Consider the following 24,188-nt stretch of genomic DNA (forward strand, 5'->3'; position numbering starts at 1 on the left):
ACGGGATGAAAGCGGTGCTGTGGAACGAGGCCGGAGACGGCCGCCACCGCCGCATCATGCGGCCCGGGGGTCACTTACGGCAACCTTATTGGCGGGTGATTTCCGCTGGTGGGGGGGCCTGCTGGGGAGGGGCGCCCGGAGACGGGGGTTGGTCGCCCCCGGACGAGGGGTGGTTACCGTCACCCCCCGCCCACCCCCCCGCACTGCGTCAGTTCGGCAGCGTCGCCGGGGAGCCGCCGTTCGCCTCGTACCCCGCCACCGCCAGCGCCCGGTACACCGCGTACTGCGCCGCCGGGTCCTCGGAGGCCGACCACGGCAGGGCGCCCACGTAGCCGTCCACGTGCCGCACCTGCTCCATCGCCTCCGCCCAGCGCTCCATGCTGACCAGGAACAGCAGCAGCAGGTGCCGTACGTGCGCCAGCATCGGGTCGTCCTGCCGCGCCGTGTGCACCGCGTACAGCGCCCCCTCCACCGCCCGTGTCACGGCCGCGCTCTGGTAGAAGCTGCTCACCAGCAGCACGTCCGGCAGGTTCTCGTACAGCGAGAACAGCGGCAGCGCCGCCAGCAGCGAGCCCTGCGGGGCACGCGCCGCAGCCGCGTGCGCGAACGCGTCGGCCTTCTCCCGGGAGCCGTGCCACTTCTCGCACCAGTAGTGCAGGGCCGCCAGATGCGCGCCCATGTGCTCCGGCGCCCGGTCGATCACGTTCGCCCACAGCGCGTCGAACTCCGCCTCCGAGTAGGCCAGGCCCCGCGCGATCGCCAGCTCCGTGATGTACGGAACAGGGTCGCCGGGCGCCAGGAGCGCGGCCTTGCGGCACGCCTCCCGGGCCTCCTCCAGGATGATGCGGTGGTCCTCGGAACCGACCCCGCCCGAGTGCCGCCACGCCTGCTGCACCAGCAGCTCCGCGTGCACCTGCGCGCCACCCGCGTCCTTGTCCGCCTCCAGCCGCCACGCCTTAAGCCACTGCGCGCCCACACCGGGCTGCTGTACGAGTTCCAGCGCGGCCGCCCCGCCGAAGGCCTGCACGCGCTGCCAGCGCAGCTCGCCCTCCTTCGGGGTTCCGGCCAGCAGTTGCGAGGCCGCCTGCCACTGGCCGGTGCGGCGTACGTTGTCGAGGGCGTCCATCAGATCCGGGTCGGGGCCGGGAATCCGGATGTCCAGGTCCTCCTGCCGGTCGAATCCGTAGTTCGCGGGGTCGGCGGCGTCGGGGCTGCCGGGCGCGACCAGGCGGACCCCGCCGCGCCTGCGCCGTATGTACGGGCCGAGTACGAACACGATCATGAGCACCGCGAACACGAACCACAGAATCTCCATGCCTCAAGCGAACCAGACCGGGTGGGCAGCAGGCCAATAGGGGAGCCGACCCCGGGCGGGGCTTAGGCTCTGCCCATGAGCGATGACAGCCATGAGCACCAGAGCTTCGAGACCCGCGCGATCCACGCGGGCAACACGGCGGACCCGCTGACCGGCGCGGTCGTACCCCCGATCTACCAGGTCTCCACGTACAAGCAGGACGGCGTCGGAGGACTGCGCGGCGGCTATGAGTACAGCCGCAGCGCCAACCCGACGCGCACCGCGCTGGAGGAGAACCTCGCGGCGCTGGAGGGCGGCCGGCGCGGGCTCGCCTTCGCGTCCGGGCTCGCCGCCGAGGACTGCCTGCTGCGTACGCTGCTTTCCCCGGGCGACCACGTGGTCATTCCGAACGACGCGTACGGCGGCACCTTCCGCCTCTTCGCGAAGGTCGTCTCCCGGTGGGGCGTGGAGTGGTCGGTGGCCGACACCTCCGACCCGGATTCCGTACGCGCCGCCCTCACCCCGAAGACCAAGGTCATCTGGGTCGAGACCCCCTCCAACCCGCTGCTCGGCATCACCGACATCGCCGTCGTCGCCGACATCGCGCGCACGGCCGGCGCCAAGCTGGTCGTGGACAACACCTTCGCGTCCCCCTACCTGCAGCAGCCACTCGCGCTGGGCGCGGACGTGGTCGTGCACTCGCTGACCAAGTACATGGGCGGCCACTCCGACGTGGTCGGCGGCGCGCTGGTCACCGGTGACGCGGCGCTGGGCGAGGAGCTGGCCTACCACCAGAACGCCATGGGCGCGGTGGCCGGGCCCTTCGACTCGTGGATCGTGCTGCGCGGCATCAAGACCCTGGCCGTGCGCATGGACCGGCACGCGGAGAACGCGGCCAAGGTCGCGGAGATGCTGACCCGTCACCCCAAGGTCACCCAGGTCCTCTACCCGGGCCTGCCGGAGCACCCGGGGCACGACATCGCGGCCAAGCAGATGCGCAACTTCGGCGGGATGATCTCCTTCCGGGTCACCGGTGGCGAAGAGGCGGCGGTCGAGGTCTGCAACCGCGCCAAGCTCTTCACCCTCGGGGAGTCCCTGGGCGGCGTCGAGTCCCTGATCGAGCACCCGGGCCGCATGACGCACGCGTCGGCGGCGGGCTCGGCGCTGGAGGTCCCCGCGGACCTGGTCCGCCTGTCGGTGGGCATCGAGAACGCCGACGACCTCCTGGCGGACCTGACCCAGGCCCTGGGCTAGGCCCCCGCCCCCGCCGGGCCCCGCCCGGGCCCGGCGGGGCCGCGCGTGCCGCTGCGGGGCGCGCGGGCCCCCGCGCCTCAAACGCCGGCGGGGCTGGATCACCCGGGGCTCCGCCCCGGGACCCGCGGCTCGCCGGCGGGGGTGAAGGACCTGGGGCTCCGCCCCAGACCCCGCGCCTCAAACGCCGGCGGGGCTGGATTGCCCCTGGGCTCGCTGCTGGCCGGCGGGGGTGAAGGACTTGGGGCTCCGCCCCAGACCCCGCGCCTCAAACGCCGGCGGGGCTGGATTCGGCTGCTGCGGGCTCCCTGGCGGGGGGAGTCGCACGCGCATCCCTCCTGCCTGGCGGCCCCGGATTGCCCGCAGGGCAATTTCAGCCCCGCCGGCGATTGAGGCGCGGGGTCCGGGGCAGCGCCCCGGCTGCGGCGCGGCACGGACGTCGCGTGGGTCGGGGCCCGCACCGGCAGCGGCGTGGCGCGCGGACTTGCGCGGGTCCGGGGCAGCGCCCCGGAGTCGGCGCGGCCTGTGGAGGTCGCGTGGGTCGGGGTTCGCCCCGGCAGTGGCGCGGGCGCGGACGTCGCGTGGGTCGGGGTTCGCCCCGGCAGCGGCGCGGCGCGGGGAGGTCGCGGCGGGTCGGGCCCGCACCGGTGGCCGCGTGGTGCGCGGAGCTTCCGCTGGCTACCAGCCCTCCAGTGGGGGTGAGACGCCCGTCGGGGGTGTGGCCCACGGGTGGGTCAGGGAGGCCCAGACCGCGAAGGCCACCGCCGCCGCGAAGAGCACCGCCCAGCCGAACCTGCGGAGCACCCGGCGGCGGCGCAGCAAGCGGTCGCCCCGGGCCGCCGCGCCCGCCGCCAGACCGGGCGGGACCGTCGGGTACGGGCCCTCCAGGAGCCGTCTGACCTGGTCCTGCTTCCGGTCCGGGCGGCCGCTCACGCCGCCTCCCGCGAGCGCAGCGCCGCCACCGCGCGGTTGCACAGCACCCGTACCCGGTCCGCCGACAGCCCCAGCTGCGCGGCCGTGACCTCCTCCGCGACCCCCTCGTAGATCCGCAGGACGAGGACGAGCCGCTCCAGCGGGCTCAGCCGCGCCAGTACGCCCGCGCCGCCGTGGTGCCGCCAGCCGGTACGGGCGAAGGCCGCGCACAGTTCCTGGCGGGTGAAGTCGTACGGATCGTCCCCGCGCAGGCGCCGCCAGTTCGCGTACGTACGCGACAGCGCGCCCGCCAGCAGTCGGCGCGCCGGCTCCGGCTCACCGGTCAGCAGCAGCGCGACATGCAGCAGCCGCCCCGCCGCGCCCGCGACGAAGGCCTCGAACTCCGCGTAGGGGTCCGCCCGTTGGTCAACCGCCCGCATATCCCACATAGTGCGGGCAGCGGGACCACCCTGGTCAAGAGGTCGGACGCAGGCGCCTCACGGCCGGGCCCGGGCCCGGCCGGTGCCCCGGCTCAGGACGCCGGACCGGCCTCGGTGACGGCCGCCATGAGCTCCGACAGCGACAGGTTGAAACGCGTCAGCAGCTGCGTGAAGGACTCGCGCTCCTCCTCGTTCCAGCCCTCCGTCACGCGCGCCATCAGCTCGCGCCGCGAGGAGCGGACCTCCTCCAGCCGCGCCAGCCCCCGCGGGGACAGCGCGAGCACCACGGCACGGCCGTCCTCGGGGTGCGAGGTCCGCTTGACCAGACCGCTGTCGACCAGTGGCGCGACCTGCCGCGTGACCGTGGACGAGTCGATACCCATGCCGCAGGCCAGCGCCTTGACGCCCATCGGCCCCTCCAGGTCGAGCCGGTTCAGCAGCAGGTACGCGGCGCGGTCCATCGAGTTGCGGGCCTGGCCGACACCACCCAGGCGGGTCTGCTCGGCGCGGCGGGCGAAGACCGCCACCTGGTGCTGGAGCGCGTCGAGGAGACCGGCTCCGGCGGGCGCTTCGGGCGCCGCGGGCAGATCGGAATTGGCCGGGGAGGAAGGCATGGCCATGGGCTCTCTTCGCGTGGGTCCGACAAGGATGGGGGACAGAGTACGCGGCCGTGCGGCGGCTCGTACGCCTCGTACGAGAACTGGTACGGCCCGTCCCCACAGCTGTCGCGCTGCCGTCCCGGATGGCGAGATTTCGCCCCTGCCGCCGTGCTGAGCCCGGCCGCTCGCGGGCTGCGAGACTGGCGGCATGAACTACCGCGTGCCCCAGCCCGTCCCGCAGGTCATCCTCGACGACATCCGGGGGGCTCAGAAAATGCTCTCAGGCGTCTCGAGGGTCACCGCGATGGAGGGCAGCCGGCACCTCTCCGCACTCACCGGCTCCCCGGTCCACTTCAAGTGCGAGAACCTCCAGCGCACCGGGTCCTTCAAGCTGCGCGGGGCGTACGTGCGCATCGCGGGCCTGCGTCCCGAGCAGCGGGCCGCCGGCGTCGTCGCGGCCAGTGCGGGCAATCACGCCCAGGGCGTGGCGCTGGCCTCCTCCCTCCTCGGGGTCCACTCCACCGTGTTCATGCCGCTCGGGGCGCCGCTGCCCAAGGTGGCCGCGACCCAGGAGTACGGCGCCGACGTGCGCATGCACGGGCAGGTCGTCGACGAGACCCTCGCCGCCGCCCGGGACTACGCGGAACGCACGGGGGCGGTGTTCATCCACCCCTTCGACCACCACGACATCATCGCGGGCCAGGGCACGGTGGGCCTGGAGATCCTGGAGCAGTGCCCCGAGGTGCGGACGATCCTCGTCGGCATCGGCGGCGGCGGTCTCGCGGCCGGCATCGCGGTCGCGGTCAAGGCGCTGCGCCCGGACGTACGGGTCGTCGGGGTCCAGGCGGCCGGCGCGGCCGCGTACCCGCCCTCGCTCAAGGCCGGGCACCCGGTGTCGATCGACAACCCGAACACCATGGCGGACGGCATCAAGGTCGGCCGCCCCGGCGACATCCCGTTCCACATCATCGGCGAGCTCCTGGACGACGTGCGCACCGTCTCCGAGGACGCGCTCTCCAGCGCGCTGCTGCTGTGCCTGGAACGAGCCAAGCTGGTCGTCGAGCCGGCCGGGTGCAGCCCGGTCGCCGCCCTGCTCAGCGAGCCCGAACTCTACGGCGGGGGCCCGGTGGTGGCCGTCCTGTCGGGCGGGAACGTCGACCCGCTGCTGCTCCAGCGGATCCTGCGCCACGGCATGGCGGCGGCGGGCCGCTACCTGTCGCTGCGGCTGCGGGTGGCCGACCGGCCGGGGGCCCTGGCCGGGCTCCTGGGCGTGCTGTCCGTGGTGGACGCGAACGTACTGGACGTGAGCCACGTACGGACGGACCCGCGGCTCGGGCTCACCGAGGTGGAGGTGGAGCTGCACCTGGAGACGAAAGGCCCCGAGCACTGCGCGGAGGTCGCCCGGACGCTGCACGGCGCCGGCTACAAGGTGATGAGCTGAGGTGTGAAACACCCCTAGGCTCCGCCCCCCTCTTACCCGATACTCATGGCGGAACGAGGCAGACACGAGGCGGGAACGTGAACGTTTCCGCCTCGTTCACATCGGGTGGGAGTCTCAACGGTGCACACACGTGTCAGACCGCAGGCAGCGGCCGCCATCGCTCTGGCCGCGTCGGCGGCCCTCGCCCTGGCGGGCTGCACGGCCGCCTCCGAGAGCGCCGGTCCCGGGGCAGCGGCCTCCGCGGCCCCGGCGTCGCCGCCCGCGAAGCCCACCCCCAGGAGCACGGGTGCGCCGCTCGGCCGGGACGCCGTGGACGGGGAGGTCAGGTCGGCGCTGCGGGCGGCGGGCATCGACCCCGCGAAGGGCAGGACCACGGCCGAGACGACCGGCCGGAAGGCCCCGAGCCTGGTCGACTGGACCGCCGCCCTCCCCACCCAGCAGGCGGACGCCGCCCTGCCCAAGATCGGGGAGCAGCTGCAGGGCCTCGGCTGGCAGCCGCATCCGGCCGGCGGCACCGCGACCCTCACCTACGAGAAGACCGACTGGGTCCTGCTGGTGGGCAGCGTGAAGCAGGCGGACGGCCTCACCCTCCGTCAGGGCGAGAGCCTGCTGACGGTGAACGCCACGTACCTCGGCACGGGCTGACAGGCGGAAGGTGCCCCGGCTGACCGGCGCCGGCTGCCCCGGCTGACCGGCGGCGGCTGGCCTGCCCGACCGCGCAGGCCCCGTAATTCCCGTGCGGTACGCGACATGACGTCCTAGCGTGGTCCCGTCCGTTCGGCCGACCGGGCGAAGCCTGCCCGGCGACCATAGGCTTCGCCCAGGGAAGCTTCGATTCTGCTGGCCCGACCCTGCTGGCCCGATCCAGACTGGGAGAATCCATATGCCAGGCGCCATCTACGCCGAAGGCCTGGTCAAGACCTTCGGCGACGTACGGGCTCTGGACGGCGTGGACCTCGATGTCCCCGAAGGCACCGTCCTGGGTCTGCTCGGCCCCAACGGCGCGGGCAAGACCACGACCGTACGCGTCCTGACCACCCTCCTGCGACCCGACCGCGGGAAAGCCGTCGTCGCCGGAATCGACGTACTCAAGCACCCCAACGAAGTCCGCCGCGCCATCGGCCTGTCCGGCCAGTTCGCCGCCGTCGACGAATACCTCACCGGCCGCGAGAACCTCCAGATGGTCGGCCAGCTCTACCAGATGAAGGCCAAGGCGGCGAAGGCCCGGGCCGAGGAACTCCTGGAGCGCTTCAACCTCAGCGACGCCGCCGACCGCACGGCCAAGACGTACTCCGGCGGCATGCGCAGGCGCCTGGACCTCGCGGCCGCCCTCGTCGTCAGCCCGCCCGTGATGTTCATGGACGAGCCGACCACCGGCCTCGACCCCCGCAACCGCCAGCAGCTGTGGGGGATCATCCAGGAACTGGTCGCGGGCGGCACCACTCTGCTGCTCACCACCCAGTACCTCGAAGAGGCCGACCACCTCGCCCACGACATCTGCGTGGTCGACCACGGCAAGGTCATCGCCCGCGGCACCTCCGACCAGCTCAAGGCCCGTACGGGCGGCGAGCGCGTGGAGGTAGTCGTCCACGAGCGCGACCACATCACCACCGCACGCGAGGTGCTCGCCGGCTTCGGCAAGGGCGAGACCACCGTCGAGGAACACACCCGCAAGCTCACCGTGCCGGTGTCGGGCGGCGCCAAGCTGCTCGCCGAGGTCATCCGCGAACTGGACGGCCGGGGCATCGAGATCGACGACATCGGTCTGCGCCGCCCCACCCTCGACGACGTGTTCATATCCCTGACCGGCCACGCCGCCGAACTGACCACGGACGAGAACGGCGACGGCGCGGCCGGGACCCCCACCGATGCCAAGGGCCGCAAGGCGGCGCGGAAGGAGGCGGCGAAGTGACCAGCAGCTCCCCGACCCCGGTCCAGGAACTCGCAGCCCCCCGCCCGCGCGGCGGCCTCGTCCAGGGCGTCAACGACTCCCTGGTGATCGCCAAGCGGAACCTGATCCGCATGTCCCGCATCCCCGAGATGATCATCTTCGGCGTGATCCAGCCGGTCATGTTCGTCGTGCTCTTCAGCTACGTCTTCGGCGGCTCCATCAGCGTCGGCGGCAGCACCTCGCCCGACGCCTACCGCGAGTTCCTGATGGCCGGCATCTTCGCCCAGACCGTCACCTTCGCCACCGCCGGTGCGGGCGCGGGCATCGCGGACGACATGCACAAGGGTCTGATCGACCGCTTCCGCTCCCTGCCCATGGCCCGCGGCGCGGTCCTCACCGGCCGCACGCTCGCCGACCTCGTCCAGACCACGCTGACCCTGTTCGTCCTCGCGATCGTGGCCCTGATCGTCGGCTGGCGCACCCACACGAGCATCGGCGAGGTGCTCGCCGGCTTCGGCCTGCTCCTCCTGCTCGGTTACGCCTTCTCCTGGATCGGCGCCCTGATCGGCCTGTCGGTGCGCACCCCGGAGGCGGCCACCTCGGGCGGGCTGATCTGGCTCTTCCCGCTGACGTTCATCTCCAACGCGTTCGTCCCTTCCGAGAACATGCCGCCCTTCCTGCAGACGATCGCGGAGTGGAACCCCTTCAGCGCCACCGTCCAGGCGGCCCGCGAGCTCTTCGGCAACCTCCCGGAGGGCTACCCGGTCCCGGACGCGTGGCCGATGCAGAACCCGGTGCTGGCGTCCGTGCTCTGGTCACTGCTGATCATCACGGTCTTCCGGACCCTGGCGGTCCGCAAGTACCGCTCGGCGACCGCGTAGGCCCCGTACGGCCCGGTCGTAGCCCTATCCGTACGCAGCCGTACGCACCGATGCCCGGCCGGGAGAACCCGGCCGGGCATCGGCGTACGAAGAAGGGTGATCAGCCGGTGAAGGGCTTGACGTCGAGGATCTTGACGGAGGCCTTCTTGCCGTTCGGCAGCTCGTACTCGGCGTCCTCGCCGATCGCCTTGCCCAGCACACCGCTGCCCAGCGGGGACTGGGGCGAGTACGTCTCGAAGTCCGAGGACGCGTACTCGCGGGAGGCCAGCAGGAACTCCATGGTGTCGTCCTCGTCGCCATCGAAGGCGATCTTGATGAGGGTGCCGGGCGCCACCACGCCGTCGGACGCGGGCGCGGTCCCGACCTTGGCGTTCTCCAGGAGCTGCGTCAGCTGGCGCACACGGAGCTCCTGCTTGCCCTGCTCCTCCTTGGCCGCGTGGTAGCCGCCGTTCTCCCGCAGGTCGCCCTCTTCGCGGGCGGCTGCGATCTTCGTGGCGATCTCCGTGCGGGCGGGACCAGAGAGGTAGTCCAGCTCCGCCTTCAGCTGGTCGTACGCCGCCTGGGTCAGCCAGGTGACGCTTTCGCTCGTCTGGGTCACGGGTGCTCCTCGTCGGTACAGGGGACTACAAAGCCGCCAGCGGCGGACGAAACCACGAGCCTAACAATTCGGGAAGAAAAGGGGGAGGACCCACGTGCCGGATTGCCCGCCGACCGTGTCACGGCCCGGGCCCTCAGCGGGTCGCGGACGCCGCCTGCTGGCAGCCGACCAGCTCGATCATCGTGGCGCGGCCCGTCGTCCTCAAGGTGACGACCTCGTCCACGCGCGCCTCGGGCTGCGCGAAGGTGAAGTCGGCGCGGCCCACCTCATTGTGCTCCTCGTCCTGCGAGCTGAGGGTGCAGACCCCGGTGACCGAGGCGTCCTTGCGGATCTCCAGGTGCGCCTTCACCTCGGTGTCCGAGACCACCTGGAACTTGATCACCTCGGCGCTGACGCTCTGCCCCGAGACGTAGTCCCAGCCGATCCAGCCGACCACGCCCAGCAGCACGGCACCGAGCACCGCCCCGACGATCTTGAGCTTCCGGTCCGCACGCTCGTCCGCCGAACGGCCGTAACGGCCCTCGGGCAGCCCTCCGCGCACCGTGCTCATCGATCGTTCCTTCCGACAGGGCGGGGCCGGGCCCTCGCAGGCCCACCCCCGGAATTTTCCGTCCCCCGATTCGGTCAATATAGAGGCCGACCGTCGCGCCGAATCGCAGAGGATCCCGTCTTGACCGAGCAGCTTCGACTGATGGCCGTCCACGCCCACCCCGACGACGAGTCCAGCAAGGGCGCGGCCACCATGGCCAAGTACGTGTCCGAGGGGGTGCCCGTGCTGGTCGTGACCTGCACCGGCGGCGAGCGCGGGTCGATCCTGAACCCCAAGCTCCAGGGCGACAAGTACATCGAGGACAACATCCACGAGGTGCGCCGCAAGGAGATGGACGAGGCCCGCGAGATCCTGGGCATCGAGCAGGAATGGCTCGGCTACGTCGACTCCGGCCTGCCCGAGGGCGACCCGCTGCCCCCGCTGCCCCAGGGCTGCTTCGCGCTGGAGGACGTGGACGAGGCGGCCGGCCGCCTGGTGAAGAAGATCCGCGCCTTCAAGCCGCACGTCGTCACCACGTACGACGAGAACGGCGGCTACCCGCACCCCGACCACATCATGACCCACAAGATCTCGATGGTCGCCTTCGACGGCGCGGCCGACACCGAGAAGTACCCGGAAGCCGAGTTCGGTCCCGCGTACCAGCCGCAGAAGCTCTACTACAACCAGGGCTTCAACAAGCCGCGCACCATCGCCCTGCACGAGGCGCTGCTCTCGCGCGGCCTGGAGTCCCCGTACGGGGAGTGGCTGGAGCGGTGGAAGGAGTTCGAGCGCACCGAGCGCAACCTGACCACGCACGTGCCCTGCGCCGAGTTCTTCGAGATCCGTGACAAGGCGCTCGTCGCGCACGCCACGCAGATCGACCCGGACGGCGGCTGGTTCCGCGTCCCGATGGAGATCCAGAAGGAGGTCTGGCCCACGGAGGAGTACGAGCTCGCGAAGTCGCTCGTCGACACTTCCCTCCCCGAGTCCGACCTCTTCGCGGGCATCCGGGAGAATGCGTAGCTATGAGCGCTACGCAGGCAGCACTGACCCAGTTCCTCCCGCTGGCAGCCGACACCTTCGACAAGAACAAGGTGACCCCGGGAATCCTCGGGTTCATCGTGTTCGCGGCCCTCGCCCTCGGCGTGTGGGGCCTGATGAAGTCGATGAGCCGCCACATGGGCCGGGTGGACTTCCAGGAGGCCCCCGAGCCGGGCACCGCGACCCCCGCCCCGGACCGGACGGGCTGACGGCCGCGCCCGGACCGACGGGCTGACGGCCGCGCCCGGCTCGGCTGGACCGGCTGACGCCCGCGCCCCGCCCCGGGCCGGGCAGGGCCCGGACGGACCGGTTGACGCCGGTCCTCGGTACAGGCTGACGCCGGTCCTCGGGACAGGCTGACGCCGGTCCTCGGGACAGGCTGACGCCCCCGGGCCCACCTGATCCGTGCCCCCGGCCGCCTGACCGGACCCGCTGACATCCGCCGCGTGACCGCCCCCGCCACGCAGGCCGGGGGCGGTCTCCGCGCGTCACACGGCAGGCGCCGGGCCCCGGTCCGGGTCCGGGTCCGTCCGCGGCAACGGGACGCCCATGATCTCCCGCGAGTGCAGGTTCGGGACCAGGCCGAGCCGCCACGCCTGCCAGCCCTCCGCCGGGTCCACCCCGCGGCCCAGGATCACCCCGTACGACTCCAGGCAGTCCTCCAGCCGCCCGTCCCGCGCCGGATGCGGCGCCGCCGTCAGCCGGGCCAGCTCCGCCCGCGCCTCCTCCGGCGCCCCGGACACCGCCAGGTCTGCGAAGCCGGCGTACGGCAGCATCGTGCACCGCAGGAACCGCGCCCAGTCCTCCCCGCGCCGGTCCCCGTACGAGATGAACAGCCGCACCGCCTCCTCACACAGTCCGAGCGCCTGCGCGATCTTGGCGTTGCCCGCGTCCACCACCGCCAGCTCCAGACAGGTCCACGCCTCGCCGTGCGCCAGCCCGATCCGCCGGAAATCCGCCCGCGCGTCCACCAGCAGCTGACGGGCGAAGCCGGAGTTCCTCAGGTTCCCGGTCTGCGCCGCCCGCTGGTCCCGCGTCACCCGGCCCGAGTGGTGCCGGGCGTGCGCCAGCCCGTACACGTCCCGCATCCGCGAGAACATCGTCCGGGCCCGCTCCAGCTCCCGTACCGCCTGATCGCGCTCGCCACCCTCCTCCAGCGCCTGCCCCAGGTAGTACAGCGTCCACGCCTCGCCCCGCGCGTCCTCCGCCTCCCGGTGCCGGGCCAGCGCCTCCCGCAGCTTCTCCAGTGCCGGCCCCGGATCACCGTCCACCACCCTGGCCCGCCCCAACTGGGTCAGCGCCCACGCCTCACCGCGGTCGTCGCGCGTCCGCCCGTACAGGCCGAGCGCCTCCCGCAGCTCCGCCTCCGCCCGCCGCACGTCCCCGACCCGCAGGTACACCTGGCCCAGCTGGAAGTGCGCCCACGCCTCGCCGTGCACGCTCTCGCTCTTGCGGTGCAGGACGAGGGACTGCTCCAGCAGCTGCATGGCCTCCGCCAGGTGCGCCAGGTCCCGCTCCACCGCCGCCAGCGCGTGCAGGCCCCACGCGCGGTCGCCCGCCAGCTCCTCCGGCTCCTGGAGCACGAGCGCCTCGCGGATGCGGGCCGCGGCCTCCGGGAGGCTGCCCTGGTGGTGCAGGGTGATGCCGAGCGAGACCAGGGCCATCGCCGCCCCCGCCTCCTGATGGGCCTCCATGTACTGGTCCACCACCGAGGTCAGCGTGGTGCGGGCCTTGTCCAGCTCGCCCAGCTGGCGCGCCGCGATACCGGTACGCCACTGCACCGACCGCACCAGCCGCCCCTGCTGCCCGCCCGCGCCGCCCGACTGGCCCGCCGCCAGCGCCACCGCCTGCGTCAGCTCGTCGATCTCACCGAGCCGGTACAGGTCCCCGCGCAGCAGACAGAAGTCGCACAGCGCCCCCAGCAGGTCCAGTACCGCCTGCTGGTCCACCCCCTCCGAATGCCGCAGCGCCGCCGTGATGAAGCTCGACTCGTCGTCCAGCCAGCGCAGCGCCGCGTCCAGCGACGTGAAGCCGTGGTTGCCGAAGTGGTTCGCCCGCGTCGACATCTTCCCGTCGACCATCCGGATCACCGAGTCCGCGAGCTGCGCGTAGTTGCGGATCAGCCGCTCGTGCGCCGCCGACGACCGGTCCCGGTCCTCCTCCGCCGCCAGCCGGGCCGCGGCGTACGCGCGTACCGCGTCGTGCATCCGGAACCGCTGCCCGCGCACCCGTTCGATCAGCCCGGCCTCCCACAGCTCCTCCAGGGCGCGCAGCGCCGCCTGCTCCGGTACGTCGGCCAGCGCGGCCGCCGCCGCGCCGCCGAGGGAGGCCCGCCCGGCCAGGGGCAGCCACCGCAGCAGCTGCCGGGCGGGCTCGGCGAGACGGGCGTCGGCGGCCCGGAGGGCGCGCTCGACCGGGTGGCCGCCGGAGGCTTCCGAGGGTTCCGAGGGTTTCGGGGCGGGGCCGGGGCCGGGAGGTGTGAGGCCCGCGCGGGCCAGCGGGGCCAGCATCCGCAGAGCCAGCGGGAGCCCGCCGCTCAGCTCCACCACGGCGGCCAGCGCCTCGTCCGCCTGAGCCTGGGCCTGGGCCTGGGCCTCAGGCTGGGCCCGGGCGTCCGTGCGGGCGCCTCCGTCCGTCTCCGGCACCGCCGCGGCCGCCCGGACCAGCTCCGCCGCATCCGCCTCCGCCAGCCGCTCCACCGGCAACTGGTGCACCCACGCCGCCAGGTCCGCCGGCAGCTCCAGCGGCTCCCGCGCCGTCACCAGCACCAGGCTCTCCGACCGCTCCGGCACCAGCATCCGGACCTGCGCCGCATCCACCGCGTCGTCGAGGACCACCGTCACCGGCAGCCCCTGCAAGTGCTGGTGGTACAGCTCGCCCAGCCGCCGCACCTGCTGCTCCGCCGAAGCCCCCTCGCGGAACAACAGCTGCTCGCGCGGCGCGCCCAGCCGGTTCAGCAGGTGCAGCAACGCCTCCCGCGTCGACAGCGGAGCGCCCGGGTCGCCGCCCCGCAGATCCACCACGCACGCGCCCCGGAACTGGTCCCGCAGCCCGTGCGCCGCCCGCAGCGCCAGTGCCGTCCGGCCCACCCCCGGCTCGCCGTGCAGCACCACGACCACCGGCCGGGTCTCCGTACTGGCCCGGGCCGCCTGCACCCACTGCGCGATCCGCGTCAGCTCCGCCCGCCGGCCCGCGAACAGCCCAGCCGGATCGGGGAGCTGCCCGAAGGACTGCTCCAGCACACTGCGCCGCCGCGCCTCCGCACTGCGGTCCGTCCCGCGCAGCTGCGCCGTGCCGGTGCGGGAGGCCGGCCGGGGCGCCCGCGCCGCCGCGGTCACCGCCCGCTGCTGCTCCAGGAAGGGCCGTATCCCCCGTACCTCCAGGGCCGACAGCCACTGCAGCCTCAGCTGTTCCGGCCCGCCCGGCCGGCCCCGCTCGCCGGCCCGCCGGTTCGCCGCCGGCAGGTGCAGCGCCGTCACCTTCGCCACCGTCGCGACCGCCCCCGCGACGCCCGCGACGGCCCCCGCGGTCAGGGCCGTACCGGCCGCCACACCGAGCGACAGGTCCGCCCCGATCGCAGCCGCCGCCGCAACCGCCGTCACCAGCAAGGCCGTTGACGTGTTGCCGCGCCGGAACGCCTCGCCGAGCGACTGCTCCCCGGCCGCCGCCTCGTCCAGCGCCCGTACGTACGCCTCGTACTCCGGAGCCGCGCTCGCCGCGAGCGCGTCCAGCGCCTCCCGGGCGCGGGCCAGCAGCGCCGCCTGGTCGACCGGTGTGCCCGCTGCGGCCCGCCGGGCCTCCTCGTCCACGGCCCGACCCAACAGCCGCTCGGCCTCACCGCGATGGCTGTCCCGCATCGGCATCCCCCTCAGAGAGCTCCGGCAACGTGCCACAAGTGTCCGTCGGGACGCGCGCGAGCGACAGGGAATCTGAGCTAGTTCAGAGGATGCCCATGCTTCAAGTACAGGAGTAATAGGCACCTTTGGCTGAGGGTGCTAGGCGCCGGAGTTCGCTTCGGAGCTGCCCGGAGGGCGTTGTCAGTGGCCGCTGCTAGCTTGCTTGCGTGAAGGTCGTTTGTGCAGGTCAAGCTGCTGCCGGATGCCGTCCAGCTACCGGCACTTGAAGCGACCCTGCTGAGCCGGGCTCCAAGCGCCGGGTCAATGCCGAGTCCAAACCGATCCTCTTCCGGCCTCAGGCGGCGCATCCGTACGACGACCGCTGTTTGTCCTGGCAGTTGGATGCTGGAGCGGTGTCGATCTGGACCACGGCCGGGCGACTCAGAGGCGTCCGCTTCGCCGGCTCCGCCGACGCCCTCACGATGCTGCGCGGGCACCGCAAGGGTGAGTCCGACCTGATCCAGCGCGACGGCGCGTTCTACTTGATCGCCACCTGCGAGGTTCCCGAGGCGCCGTTGAACGAGGACCCGGCGGGGTTCATCGGCGTGGACCTCGGAATCGTCAACATCGCCACCACGTCCACCGGGTACCGGGCCACCGGGCGCGGTCTGAACCGGTACCGCAAGCGGCAGCTCGACTTACGGAAGAAGCTGCAGGCCAAGGGTACGAAGTCCGCGAAGCGCCTCCTCAAGAAGCGCAACCGGCGTGAGCAGCGCCACGCCGCGAACCAGAACCACATCATCTCCAAGACCATCGTCACCGCCGCTGAACGCACCGGCCAGGGTGTTGCCCTCGAAGACCTGGGCGGCATCCGGGACCGGGTGCGGCACCGCAAGGACCAGCGGACGAAATTGCACTCGTGGAGCTTCCACCAGCTCGGCCAGTTCATCGCCTACAAGGCGAAACGGGCTGGGGTGCCGCTGGTGTACGTCGATCCGGCGTACACCAGTCAGCAATGCTCCGAGTGCGGCCACATCGACCGGCGCAACCGGGTCGACCAGGCAGCGTTCGCCTGCCGGTCCTGCGGGACCGTGCTGAACGCGGACGACAACGCATCCCACAACATCCGCCGCAAGGGCGAGACCGTGTGGATCGCGGGGCGTGAGTCACGCGTCCCAGCACTCACATAGGTGCTCAGACGTGGGAGGCCATGCGGCAGCCAGCCGCGCCCTACCCACAAGCCCGGCCCGTTGGGGCCGGGCCGAGTTGACAGGGAGTTGGCGAGCGTGACCGTCCTATAGTCATCCTTCGCTAATCCAACTTGTCCGAACAGGAGACCTGGTGACGGTACGAGAGATCCGCACGGCGGCGCGGCTCATCGGGCGGCGCAACGCGCTGCGCTACCTGGCCATCGGCGTGGGAGCCTCGGTACTCGCCGCCTGCACCGGCAAGACCCCGGACCCGGCCGCGCCGGCCGGCCCGGAGGCACCGGGCGCCGGCGGGCCTGCCACAACGGCGCCCGCCCCCACGGCGCCCGCGACGGCGCCCGCCCCCTCCACCCCGCCCCCCGCCCCCACCGTGGCCGGCCGCGCGTTCGACGCCTTCATCAGGGGCAACTGGACCATCGAATCGACCACCCCCGGCGGTCAAACGGGACGCGGCAAGGCCACGGTCAACGCGGACGGCGGCGGCAACGGCGGCTGGACCATCGAATGGGACGGCGGCGCGGGCACCTGGCACGGCGGCTTCCTGCTGCGCGGCGGCCACCTCGTGCTGGACGTCTACCAAGCCCCCAAGGGGGTACAGCGCCTGACCGGCGGCGAGGCCCTCGCCGTCCCCGCGACGGTCGGCGAGACCGTCTCCCTCACCCTGCCGTGGAAGCCCCCGGGCCACCCCAACGCGAACGACGGCCAGAAGCTGTCCGTCGAGTACGCGAAGAACACCCTCACCATCCGCCACGTCGAGACCAGCGGCAGCACCACCACCCACGTCTGCACCCGGGCATGACAGCCTTACGCCGGACGGCCGCAGCCCTGTGCGCGGCCATGCTGATGCCGGCCCTGGCCGGCTGCGAACGGGCGGGGCCCGAGCGGGGATTCGTGCCGGCGTACGAGAACCCGGCGGAGGCCGACCGCGACAGCGCCCGTTTCCTGAAGGAGCGCAGGCTCACCGAGACGGTCGCCGCCGACCTCAACGCGTACCTCGCCGTCCCGTACCGGCTCACCGTCCTCGCCCGCTCCTGCGACGGCGAAGGGACCGGCTACGACCCCAAGGAGCACCGCATCGAGCTCTGCTACGACGACCTGGCGGAGGACCGCGAACTGTTCGAGCACGCGGGGGACCCGCATCCGGACGACCGGCTCGCCGAGGTCGTCCGCGAGACGCTGTACCACGAGGCCGGCCACGCCCTCGTGGACGCCCTCGACCTGCCCGTCGGCGGCGACGACCGCACCGAGGAGGACGCCGCCGACCGCTTCGCCCAGCTGATGCTCCTGCGCGACGACCCCAAGGGCGAGCAGACCCTCCTGACCGCCGCCCGGGCCTACGACCTCGCGGCGGCGGCCGACCCCACCCCCGACCCCACCGACGAACACGCCCCGGACGCGGCCCGCGCGGAATCCCACCGCTGCGCGGTCTACGCCGCAGCCCCCACCCGCCACCCGGACCTCGCCACCCTGCCCCGTGCGGCCTGCCCCGCCACATGGACCCGCATCCGCGACGCCTGGACCCACGACCTGGCCCCGTTCCTTCGCCCCTGAAGTGATCTCGTGCGGCAGGATGGCCCCATGCCGAACCGCCTCGCGAACGAGACCTCGCCGTACCTGCTCCAGCACGCCGACAATCCCGTCGACTGGTGGCCGTGGTCGCCCGAGGCCTTTGCGGAGGCACGGGAGCGCGGGGTGCCGGTGATGCTCAGCGTCGGCTACTCGAGTTGCCATTGGTGTCATGTCATGGCCCACGAATCGTTCGAGGACGAACTCGCTGCCGCGTACATGAACGAGCACTTCGTCAACGTCAAGGTGGACCGCGAGGAGCGGCCCGATGTCGACGCCGTCTACATGGAAGCCGTGCAGGCCGCCACCGGGCAGGGTGGCTGGCCCATGACCGTGTTCCTCACCCCGGACGCCGAGCCGTTCTACTTCGGGACCTACTTCCCGCCCGAGCCGCGGCACGGGATGCCCTCCTTCATGCAGGTCCTGGAAGGCGTGCGGACCGCGTGGGTGGGGCGGCGCGAGGAGGTTGCCGAGGTCGCGCAGAAGATCGTACGAGACCTGGCCGGGCGGCAGTTGGACTACGGGAGGGCCGGCAGCCCCGGGCCCGAGGAGCTGGCGCAGGCGCTGCTCGGGCTGACGCGGGAGTACGACGCCACGCGCGGCGGGTTCGGCGGGGCGCCGAAGTTCCCGCCGTCCATGGTGCTGGAGTTCCTGCTGCGCCACCACGCCCGCACCGGGGCCGAAGGCGCTCTCCAGATGGCCGCCGACACCTGCGAGGCCATGGCCCGGGGCGGTATCTACGACCAGCTCGGCGGCGGGTTCGCGCGGTACTCCGTGGACCGGGAGTGGGTCGTGCCGCACTTCGAGAAGATGCTGTACGACAACGCGCTGCTCTGTCGGGTCTACGCGCACCTGTGGCGGGCCACGGGATCGGATCTGGCGCGCCGGGTCGCGCTGGAGACCGCCGACTTCATGGTCCGGGAACTGCGCACCGACCAGGGCGGTTTCGCCTCCGCGCTCGACGCCGACAGCGAGGACCCGCTCAGCGGGAAGCACGTGGAAGGCGCGTACTACGCGTGGACGCCCGCCCAGTTGCGGGAAGTGCTGGGGGAGGACGACGGGGAGCTGGCCGTCGCCTACTTCGGGGTGACCGAGGAGGGGACCTTCGAGCACGGCAAGTCGGTGCTCCAGCTGCCCCAGGACGGGCCCGCGGCGGACGCCGAGCGGATCGCCTCGATCCGGGCGCTCCTGTTCGCCGAGCGGGAGACGCGGCCCGCGCCCGGGCGCGACGACAAGATCGTCGCTGCCTGGAACGGTCTCGCCATTGCCGCGCTTGCCGATTGCGGGGCGTTCTTCGAGCGGCCGGACCTGATCGAGCGGGCCACCGAGGCCGCCGATCTGCTGGTGCGCGTGCACATGGACGGACGGGCCCGGCTCGCCAGGACGAGCAAGGACGGTCACGTGGGCGCCAATGCCGGCGTGCTGGAGGACTACGGCGATGTGGCGGAGGGGTTCCTGGCGCTGGCCGGCGTCACCGGCGAGGGGGTGTGGCTGGAGTTCGCCGGGTTCCTCGTCGATCTGGTTCTGGACCAGTTCACGGCCGAGGACGGTTCGCTCTACGACACCGCGCACGATGCCGAGTCGCTGATCAGGCGGCCGCAGGACCCCACCGACACGGCCGCGCCGTCCGGCTGGACGGCCGCCGCCGGGGCGTTGCTGTCGTATGCGGCGCACACCGGTTCGGAGGCCCACCGCACGGCCGCCGAGAGGGCGCTCGGGGTGGTGCACGCCCTCGGGCCGCGCGCTCCGCGCTTCATCGGGCACGGGCTGGCGGTCGCCGAGGCGCTGCTGGACGGGCCGCGCGAGGTGGCGGTCGTGGGTCACCCGGAGGATCCGGCCCGGGCGGCGCTGCACCGGGCGGCGTTGCTGGGGACGGCTCCTGGGGCCGTGGTGGCGACGGGGATGCCGCGTTCGGCGGACGGCGGTGGGGGTGAGTTCCCCCTGCTGGCCGAGCGCACACTCGTACACGACCGTCCGACGGCGTATGTGTGTCGACATTTCGTCTGCGCGCGGCCTACGACGGAGCCGGTCGAGCTGGCGGAGCAGTTGGGTACGTTTCGTCCCTGAAGTGGCTGGAGTACCGTCAATTCCGGTTGCTCTCATATGAGTTCAGAAACGTGCTTTTTATCTGTGCTGCTCCTGGGTGTCATGTTCACTGACTAATCTCGTGTCATCGGGCAGGTACCGGGACGCCGCATCGGGGGGTGCGCGCGAGGGGGGAACGGGGGCGGCGGGCCGGGGGGCCCGCCGAGAGCCTCCGGGGGGTTTGACGATCGCCGCCTGGGGTTGCGGCATGTCTGGGGGGACAATTTGTACACCTCTGTGTTCATTTCTGTCGTTTCGCTTGCGCTTTTCGGGATAGCCGCCTTTACGCTCTGGTGGCAGATGCACGCCTGGCGGACGCCAGAGGTGCTGGCCTCCACCCGTTTCGACCGCCCCGACGGCGGCGGCCGACTGGCCTTCTCGCTGCTGTTGCCGGCCCGCCACGAGCAGGCGGTGCTGGAGCACACCATCGACCGGCTCCTGGAATCGAGCCACACCGACTACGAGATCATCGTGATCGTCGGCCATGACGACCCCGAGACCGCCGCCGTCGCCGAGCGGGCCGCCGCCCGGGCACCGGGCACCGTCCGGGTCGTCGTCGACCACCACGAGAAGAAGAACAAGCCCAAGGCCCTCAACACCGCCCTCCCGTACTGCCGGGGCGACATCGTCGGGGTCTTCGACGCCGAGGACCAGGTCCACCCCGAGCTGCTCTCCCACGTCGACCACGCCTTCCGCTCCACCGGCGCCGACGTGGTCCAGGGCGGGGTCCAGCTCATCAACTTCCACTCCAGCTGGTACAGCCTGCGCAACTGCCTGGAGTACTTCTTCTGGTTCCGCTCCCGGCTGCACCTGCACGCCGAGAAGGGCTTCATCCCGCTCGGAGGCAACACCGTCTTCGTGCGCACCGAGGTGCTGCGCGAGGCCGGCGGCTGGGACCCTGACTGCCTCGCCGAGGACTGCGACCTGGGCGTGCGGCTCTCGTCGGTCGGCAAGAAGGTGGTCGTCGCGTACGACGCCGACATGGTCACCCGCGAGGAGACGCCGGGCTCGCTGGTGAGCCTGCTCAAGCAGCGCACCCGCTGGAACCAGGGCTTCCTCCAGGTCTACCGGAAGAAGGACTGGCGGCAGCTGCCCGGCCGCGGTCAGCGCTGGCTGGCCCGCTACACGCTGATGACGCCCTTCATGCAGGCCGCGTCCGGCGTGATCATCCCGCTCAACTTCGCCGTCGCTCTCTTCCTCGACGTACCGGTCGGCATCGCGATCATCACCTTCCTCCCCATGATCACGGCGATGGTGACGTTCGTCTTCGAGATCGTCGGCCTCCACGACTTCGGCCGGCAGTACGGACTGCGCGTCCGCTTCTCGCACTACGTCAAGCTCGTCGTCGGCGGCCCGTTCTACCAGGTGATGCTCGCGGGCGCCGCGATCCGCGCGGTCTGGCGCGAGCAGCGGGGCCAGGGCGAGTGGGAACTGACCAGCCACACCGGCGCCCACCTCGGCGAGGCGCCCGCCACCGCCACCGCGACCGCCACGGCGTCTGCCGCTGCCGCTGCCTCTGCCGTGCCCACGTACAGCGCGTCCACCTCGCCCGCCGCGTACTCCGCGATCCGAGAGGACAGCCACCGGTGACCGCCACTGTGCCCACGGCCACTGATCCCCGGCCTGCCGCGCCCGCCACCGCCACCGCGACCACCACCGAGCCCCGCGTCCCCGCCCAGCGCAACGGCCGCGGCGGGCTCGGCGTCGAGCCGCCCGCGCCCGCCCGCCCGCTCGTGCGCTTCCGTTCCTCCCGCCCCGACCTGCTCCTCTGCGGGGCCCTTCTGCTGGTGATCGTCCTCGTCCAGGGCTGGAACCTCACCGGCTTCCCGACCCTCAGCGACGACGAGGGCACCTACCTGGCCCAGGCGTGGGCCGTCCAGCAGGGCCACGGCCTCGCCCACTACACGTACTGGTACGACCATCCCCCGCTCGGCTGGATCCAGGTCGCGGGCCTGACGTACCTCCCCTCCCTCTTCGTGCCCGACTCGATGACCGTCGCGACCATGCGGTTCTCGATGCTGGTCGTCTCCGCCGCCAGTGCGGTGCTGATCTACGTCCTCGCGCGCCGGCTGTGGCTGCCGCGCTGGGCCGCTGGGCTCGCGATGGGTCTCTTCGGACTGTCCCCGCTCTCCGTCGTGCTCCAGCGGGAGATATTCCTCGACAACCTCGCGGTGATGTGGATCCTGCTCGCCTTCTGCCTCGCCGCGTCGCCCAGCCGCCACCTGTGGCACCACTTCGGGTCCGGGCTGGCAGCCGCCACCGCCGTCCTGACCAAAGAGACGATGCTGGTGGTGCTCCCGGCGCTGCTGGTGACGATGTGGCGCCACAGCCACCGCGACACCCGCAAGTTCGCCGTCACCGGAGCCGTCACCGCCTGTGTGCTCATAGGGCTGGCCTATCCGCTGTACGCCCTGCTGAACGGCGAGCTGCTGCCCGGTTCCGGCCACGTCTCGCTCATCGACGGCATCACCTACCAGATGGGCCGCGAGGGCTCCGGCTTCATCCTCGACGCCGGGTCCGGCTCGAACGGCGTCTTCCGCTCCTGGCTCTACTACGACACCGTGCTGCCGCTCGGCGGGCTGGCCGGCGCCGTCCTGCTGCTGGCCACCCTGCGCTGGTCGGTCACCGCCCGCGCGCTCGCCGGTCCCGCGCTCGCCGCCGTCATCCTCGCCCTCGTCGCGCTGCGGCCCTCGGGCTACCTCCCGGCGATGTACGTGATCCAGGCGCTGCCCTTCCTGGCCCTGGTCCTCGCGGGCGGCGCGGCCAGCGTCACGCACGCCGTGCTGCGCCGCCGCCGGACCCCGGGGGAGCGCAGGCGGCTGGTGTACGCGCGCTGGGCGCTGCTCGGCGTACTCGCCGCGTCCGCCGCGCTGTATGTCCTGCCGCGCTGGTACGAGGGCAACCGCACCGCGCTCACGGTCGACGCGAACGCCCCGTACCGGCAGGCCGCGGCCTGGCTCGGCAGCGAGGTCGACGATCCGGCGCGCACCCGGGTGCTGCTGGACGACGCGCTGTGGCTGGACGCCGTGCACCGCGGCTTCGAGCCGGGTCTCGGCGCGATCTGGTTCTACAAGGCCGACCTCGACCCCGCCGTCACCAAGACCCTGCCGCATGGCTGGCGGGACATCGACTACGTCGTCTCCTCGCCGACGGTGCGCCGCGACGCGGTGGACCTGCCGAACGTGAAGGCCGCGCTGGAGCATTCGACGGTGGTCGCCGTCTTCGGCTCGGGCGATGACCGCATAGAGATCCGCCGGACCGACCGCACCGACACCGGCAACGCCTCCGACACCGGCAACGCCTCCGACACCGGCAACGCAGCCGACACGGGCAACGCCTCCGACACCGGCAACCGTGCCGACAGCACAGGCAGCACAGGCAGCACAGGCAGCGCCGACGTCCAGAGTGGGAGCTGAGCCACCATGAGCGAGGACCTGTGGTCCCTCCATGCCCCGATCGATGCGGAACTCGCCGTTCCGCAGGCGGTCGCCGGCAGCGTCACCCTCATCGTCCCGACCTTCAACGAGTCGGGAAACATCGACGAGTTGCTGCGCAGGCTCGGTGACGCGCTGCCCGCACACCTGCCGTGCCAGGTCCTGTTCGTGGACGACTCCACGGACGACACCCCGGCCGTCATCGAGAAGGCCGCCCTGGAGCACCCCTTCCCGGTGGCCGTCCTGCACCGCGAGAGCGCCGACGGCGGCCTGGGCGGCGCCGTCGTCGAGGGGATGAGGCGGGCGGACACCGACTGGATCGTCGTCATGGACGCCGACCTCCAGCACCCGCCCCACCTGGTGCCGGAGCTCGTCGGCGAGGGCGAGCGCACCGGCGCCGACCTCGTCGTCGCCTCCCGCTACATCAGCGGCGGCAGCCGGGCCGGACTCGCCGGCAGTTACCGCATCGCCGTCTCGCGCGGGGCGACCTGGCTCACCAAGGGACTCTTCCCGCGCGCCCTGCGCGGGATCAGCGACCCGATGAGCGGCTTCTTCGCGATGCGCCGCTCCGTGGTCACCGCGGACGCCCTCAGGCCGTTGGGCTACAAGATCCTGCTGGAGCTGGCGGTGCGCGGCCGGCCCGCGAAGGTCGCCGAGGTGCCCTTCGTCTTCCAGGACCGCTTCGCGGGAGAGTCCAAGTCCACCGCCCGCGAAGGCATGCGCTTCCTCGCGCACCTCGCCTCGCTGCGCTCGGCGACCCCGCTGGCCCGGCTGATCGGCTTCGGCCTGATCGGTCTCTCCGGCTTCGTCCCGAACCTGGCCGCGCTCTGGCTGCTCACTTCCGCCGGGATGCACTACCTCCCGGCGGAGGTCGTCGCCAACCAGGCCGGGGTCCTGTGGAACTTCGTCCTCATCGAGACCCTGCTCTTCCGGGACCGCCGCCGCCACCGCCACTGGGCGGACCGGGTGGGCCGCTTCGCGCTGCTCGCCAACGCCGATCTGCTGCTGCGGATACCGCTGATAGCGGTGTTCGTCGCCAAGTTCGGCATGACGGTGCTGCCGGCCACCGCCCTCGCGCTGGTCACCACCTTCGTCCTTCGGTACGCGGCCACCGAGGCCCTCGTCTACCTGCCGCGCGGTTCGCGCACGGCAGGGCGCCACACCAGGAGTTGAGCCGCACAG

General features: G+C 72.4%; 20 protein-coding genes and 1 pseudogene. 14 read left to right on the forward strand and 7 right to left on the reverse strand.

Features of this window, described 5'->3' with window-relative positions; all coding sequences use genetic code 11:
- Positions 1–208 precede the first annotated feature (208 nt).
- Entirely contained in the window at positions 209–1,315 is a 1,107-nt protein-coding gene (locus AB0D48_RS30435; RefSeq protein WP_362404031.1) for a hypothetical protein, read from the reverse strand.
- A gap of 75 nt (positions 1,316–1,390) precedes the next feature.
- Here AB0D48_RS30435 and AB0D48_RS30440 point away from each other — a divergent pair, with 75 nt between their 5' ends.
- On the forward strand, positions 1,391–2,548 hold the full coding sequence (locus AB0D48_RS30440; protein ID WP_362404034.1) for a cystathionine gamma-synthase: 1,158 nt from the start codon (positions 1,391–1,393) through the stop codon (positions 2,546–2,548).
- A gap of 675 nt (positions 2,549–3,223) precedes the next feature.
- Here AB0D48_RS30440 and AB0D48_RS30445 read toward each other — a convergent pair.
- The 3 genes from AB0D48_RS30445 to AB0D48_RS30455 all read right to left on the reverse strand — a co-directional run bounded on the left by AB0D48_RS30445 (position 3,224) and on the right by AB0D48_RS30455 (position 4,511).
- Positions 3,224–3,478, reverse strand: coding sequence for a hypothetical protein (locus AB0D48_RS30445; RefSeq protein ID WP_362404037.1), 255 nt, complete (start codon positions 3,476–3,478; stop codon positions 3,224–3,226).
- The gene (locus AB0D48_RS30450; RefSeq protein ID WP_362404041.1) at positions 3,475–3,906 is read right to left on the reverse strand and encodes a sigma factor-like helix-turn-helix DNA-binding protein; all 432 of its coding nucleotides are present in this window, start codon (positions 3,904–3,906) and stop codon (positions 3,475–3,477) included. The genes AB0D48_RS30445 and AB0D48_RS30450 overlap by 4 nt, the downstream gene beginning before the upstream one ends.
- A gap of 83 nt (positions 3,907–3,989) precedes the next feature.
- On the reverse strand, positions 3,990–4,511 hold the full coding sequence (locus AB0D48_RS30455; protein WP_362404121.1) for a MarR family transcriptional regulator: 522 nt from the start codon (positions 4,509–4,511) through the stop codon (positions 3,990–3,992).
- 193 nt (positions 4,512–4,704) lie between these two features.
- On the opposite strand from AB0D48_RS30455, the gene ilvA reads away from it, so the two are divergent.
- The 4 genes from ilvA (at position 4,705) to AB0D48_RS30475 (ending at position 8,709) form a co-directional block, all read left to right on the forward strand.
- On the forward strand, positions 4,705–5,937 hold the full coding sequence (ilvA, locus tag AB0D48_RS30460) for a threonine ammonia-lyase (protein WP_362404044.1): 1,233 nt from the start codon (positions 4,705–4,707) through the stop codon (positions 5,935–5,937).
- A gap of 120 nt (positions 5,938–6,057) precedes the next feature.
- Positions 6,058–6,582: a hypothetical protein gene (locus AB0D48_RS30465; RefSeq protein ID WP_362404047.1), complete on the forward strand. Its 525-nt coding sequence runs from the start codon at positions 6,058–6,060 to the stop codon at positions 6,580–6,582.
- Positions 6,583–6,820: 238 nt separating this feature from the next.
- Positions 6,821–7,849 carry an ATP-binding cassette domain-containing protein gene (locus AB0D48_RS30470; RefSeq protein ID WP_362404051.1) on the forward strand — a complete coding sequence of 343 codons (1,029 nt, stop codon included), beginning with the start codon at positions 6,821–6,823 and terminating at the stop codon, positions 7,847–7,849.
- Complete coding sequence (locus AB0D48_RS30475; protein WP_362404054.1) at positions 7,846–8,709, forward strand: ABC transporter permease; 864 nt, start codon at positions 7,846–7,848, stop codon at positions 8,707–8,709. Before AB0D48_RS30470 ends, AB0D48_RS30475 begins: the two co-directional genes overlap by 4 nt.
- Positions 8,710–8,809: 100 nt before the next feature.
- Here AB0D48_RS30475 and greA read toward each other — a convergent pair whose 3' ends face one another.
- Positions 8,810–9,307 carry a transcription elongation factor GreA gene (greA, locus tag AB0D48_RS30480; protein WP_362404058.1) on the reverse strand — a complete coding sequence of 166 codons (498 nt, stop codon included), beginning with the start codon at positions 9,305–9,307 and terminating at the stop codon, positions 8,810–8,812.
- Positions 9,308–9,440: 133 nt separating this feature from the next.
- Positions 9,441–9,857: a DUF4307 domain-containing protein gene (locus tag AB0D48_RS30485; protein ID WP_362404061.1), complete on the reverse strand. Its 417-nt coding sequence runs from the start codon at positions 9,855–9,857 to the stop codon at positions 9,441–9,443.
- A gap of 120 nt (positions 9,858–9,977) precedes the next feature.
- Here AB0D48_RS30485 and mca point away from each other — a divergent pair, with 120 nt between their 5' ends.
- Together mca and AB0D48_RS30495 are read left to right on the forward strand one after the other, a co-directional pair.
- Positions 9,978–10,859 (forward strand): mycothiol conjugate amidase Mca, encoded by an 882-nt coding sequence (mca, locus tag AB0D48_RS30490; protein ID WP_362404064.1) that lies wholly within the window; start codon positions 9,978–9,980, stop codon positions 10,857–10,859.
- A gap of 2 nt (positions 10,860–10,861) precedes the next feature.
- Positions 10,862–11,086, forward strand: a complete 225-nt coding sequence (locus AB0D48_RS30495) for a hypothetical protein (protein WP_362404066.1) — start codon at positions 10,862–10,864, stop codon at positions 11,084–11,086.
- Positions 11,087–11,365: 279 nt separating this feature from the next.
- Here AB0D48_RS30495 and AB0D48_RS30500 read toward each other — a convergent pair whose 3' ends face one another.
- Positions 11,366–14,734 (reverse strand): tetratricopeptide repeat protein, encoded by a 3,369-nt coding sequence (locus tag AB0D48_RS30500; RefSeq protein WP_362404069.1) that lies wholly within the window; start codon positions 14,732–14,734, stop codon positions 11,366–11,368.
- 278 nt (positions 14,735–15,012) lie between these two features.
- Here AB0D48_RS30500 and AB0D48_RS30505 point away from each other — a divergent pair.
- From AB0D48_RS30505 to AB0D48_RS30535, 7 genes and pseudogenes are all read left to right on the forward strand, one after another.
- Positions 15,013–15,903 (forward strand): annotated as a pseudogene (locus AB0D48_RS30505) (transposase); the annotation flags it as partial.
- A 151-nt stretch (positions 15,904–16,054) separates the two neighbouring features.
- Positions 16,055–16,720: a hypothetical protein gene (locus AB0D48_RS30510; protein ID WP_362404072.1), complete on the forward strand. Its 666-nt coding sequence runs from the start codon at positions 16,055–16,057 to the stop codon at positions 16,718–16,720.
- Positions 16,717–17,472 carry a DUF4344 domain-containing metallopeptidase gene (locus tag AB0D48_RS30515; RefSeq protein WP_362404075.1) on the forward strand — a complete coding sequence of 252 codons (756 nt, stop codon included), beginning with the start codon at positions 16,717–16,719 and terminating at the stop codon, positions 17,470–17,472. Before AB0D48_RS30510 ends, AB0D48_RS30515 begins: the two co-directional genes overlap by 4 nt.
- Before the next feature lie 27 nt (positions 17,473–17,499).
- Positions 17,500–19,554, forward strand: coding sequence for a thioredoxin domain-containing protein (locus AB0D48_RS30520; protein WP_362404078.1), 2,055 nt, complete (start codon positions 17,500–17,502; stop codon positions 19,552–19,554).
- A gap of 243 nt (positions 19,555–19,797) precedes the next feature.
- Entirely contained in the window at positions 19,798–21,162 is a 1,365-nt protein-coding gene (locus AB0D48_RS30525) for a glycosyltransferase (protein WP_362404082.1), read from the forward strand.
- Between the two features lie 143 nt (positions 21,163–21,305).
- Positions 21,306–22,988 carry a phospholipid carrier-dependent glycosyltransferase gene (locus AB0D48_RS30530; protein WP_362404125.1) on the forward strand — a complete coding sequence of 561 codons (1,683 nt, stop codon included), beginning with the start codon at positions 21,306–21,308 and terminating at the stop codon, positions 22,986–22,988.
- Between the two features lie 6 nt (positions 22,989–22,994).
- On the forward strand, positions 22,995–24,179 hold the full coding sequence (locus AB0D48_RS30535; RefSeq protein WP_362404085.1) for a glycosyltransferase family 2 protein: 1,185 nt from the start codon (positions 22,995–22,997) through the stop codon (positions 24,177–24,179).
- Positions 24,180–24,188 lie beyond the last annotated feature (9 nt).

This window comes from Streptomyces sp. NPDC048269, from assembly GCF_040652395.1.
Taxonomy (GTDB): Bacteria; Actinomycetota; Actinomycetes; order Streptomycetales; family Streptomycetaceae; genus Streptomyces.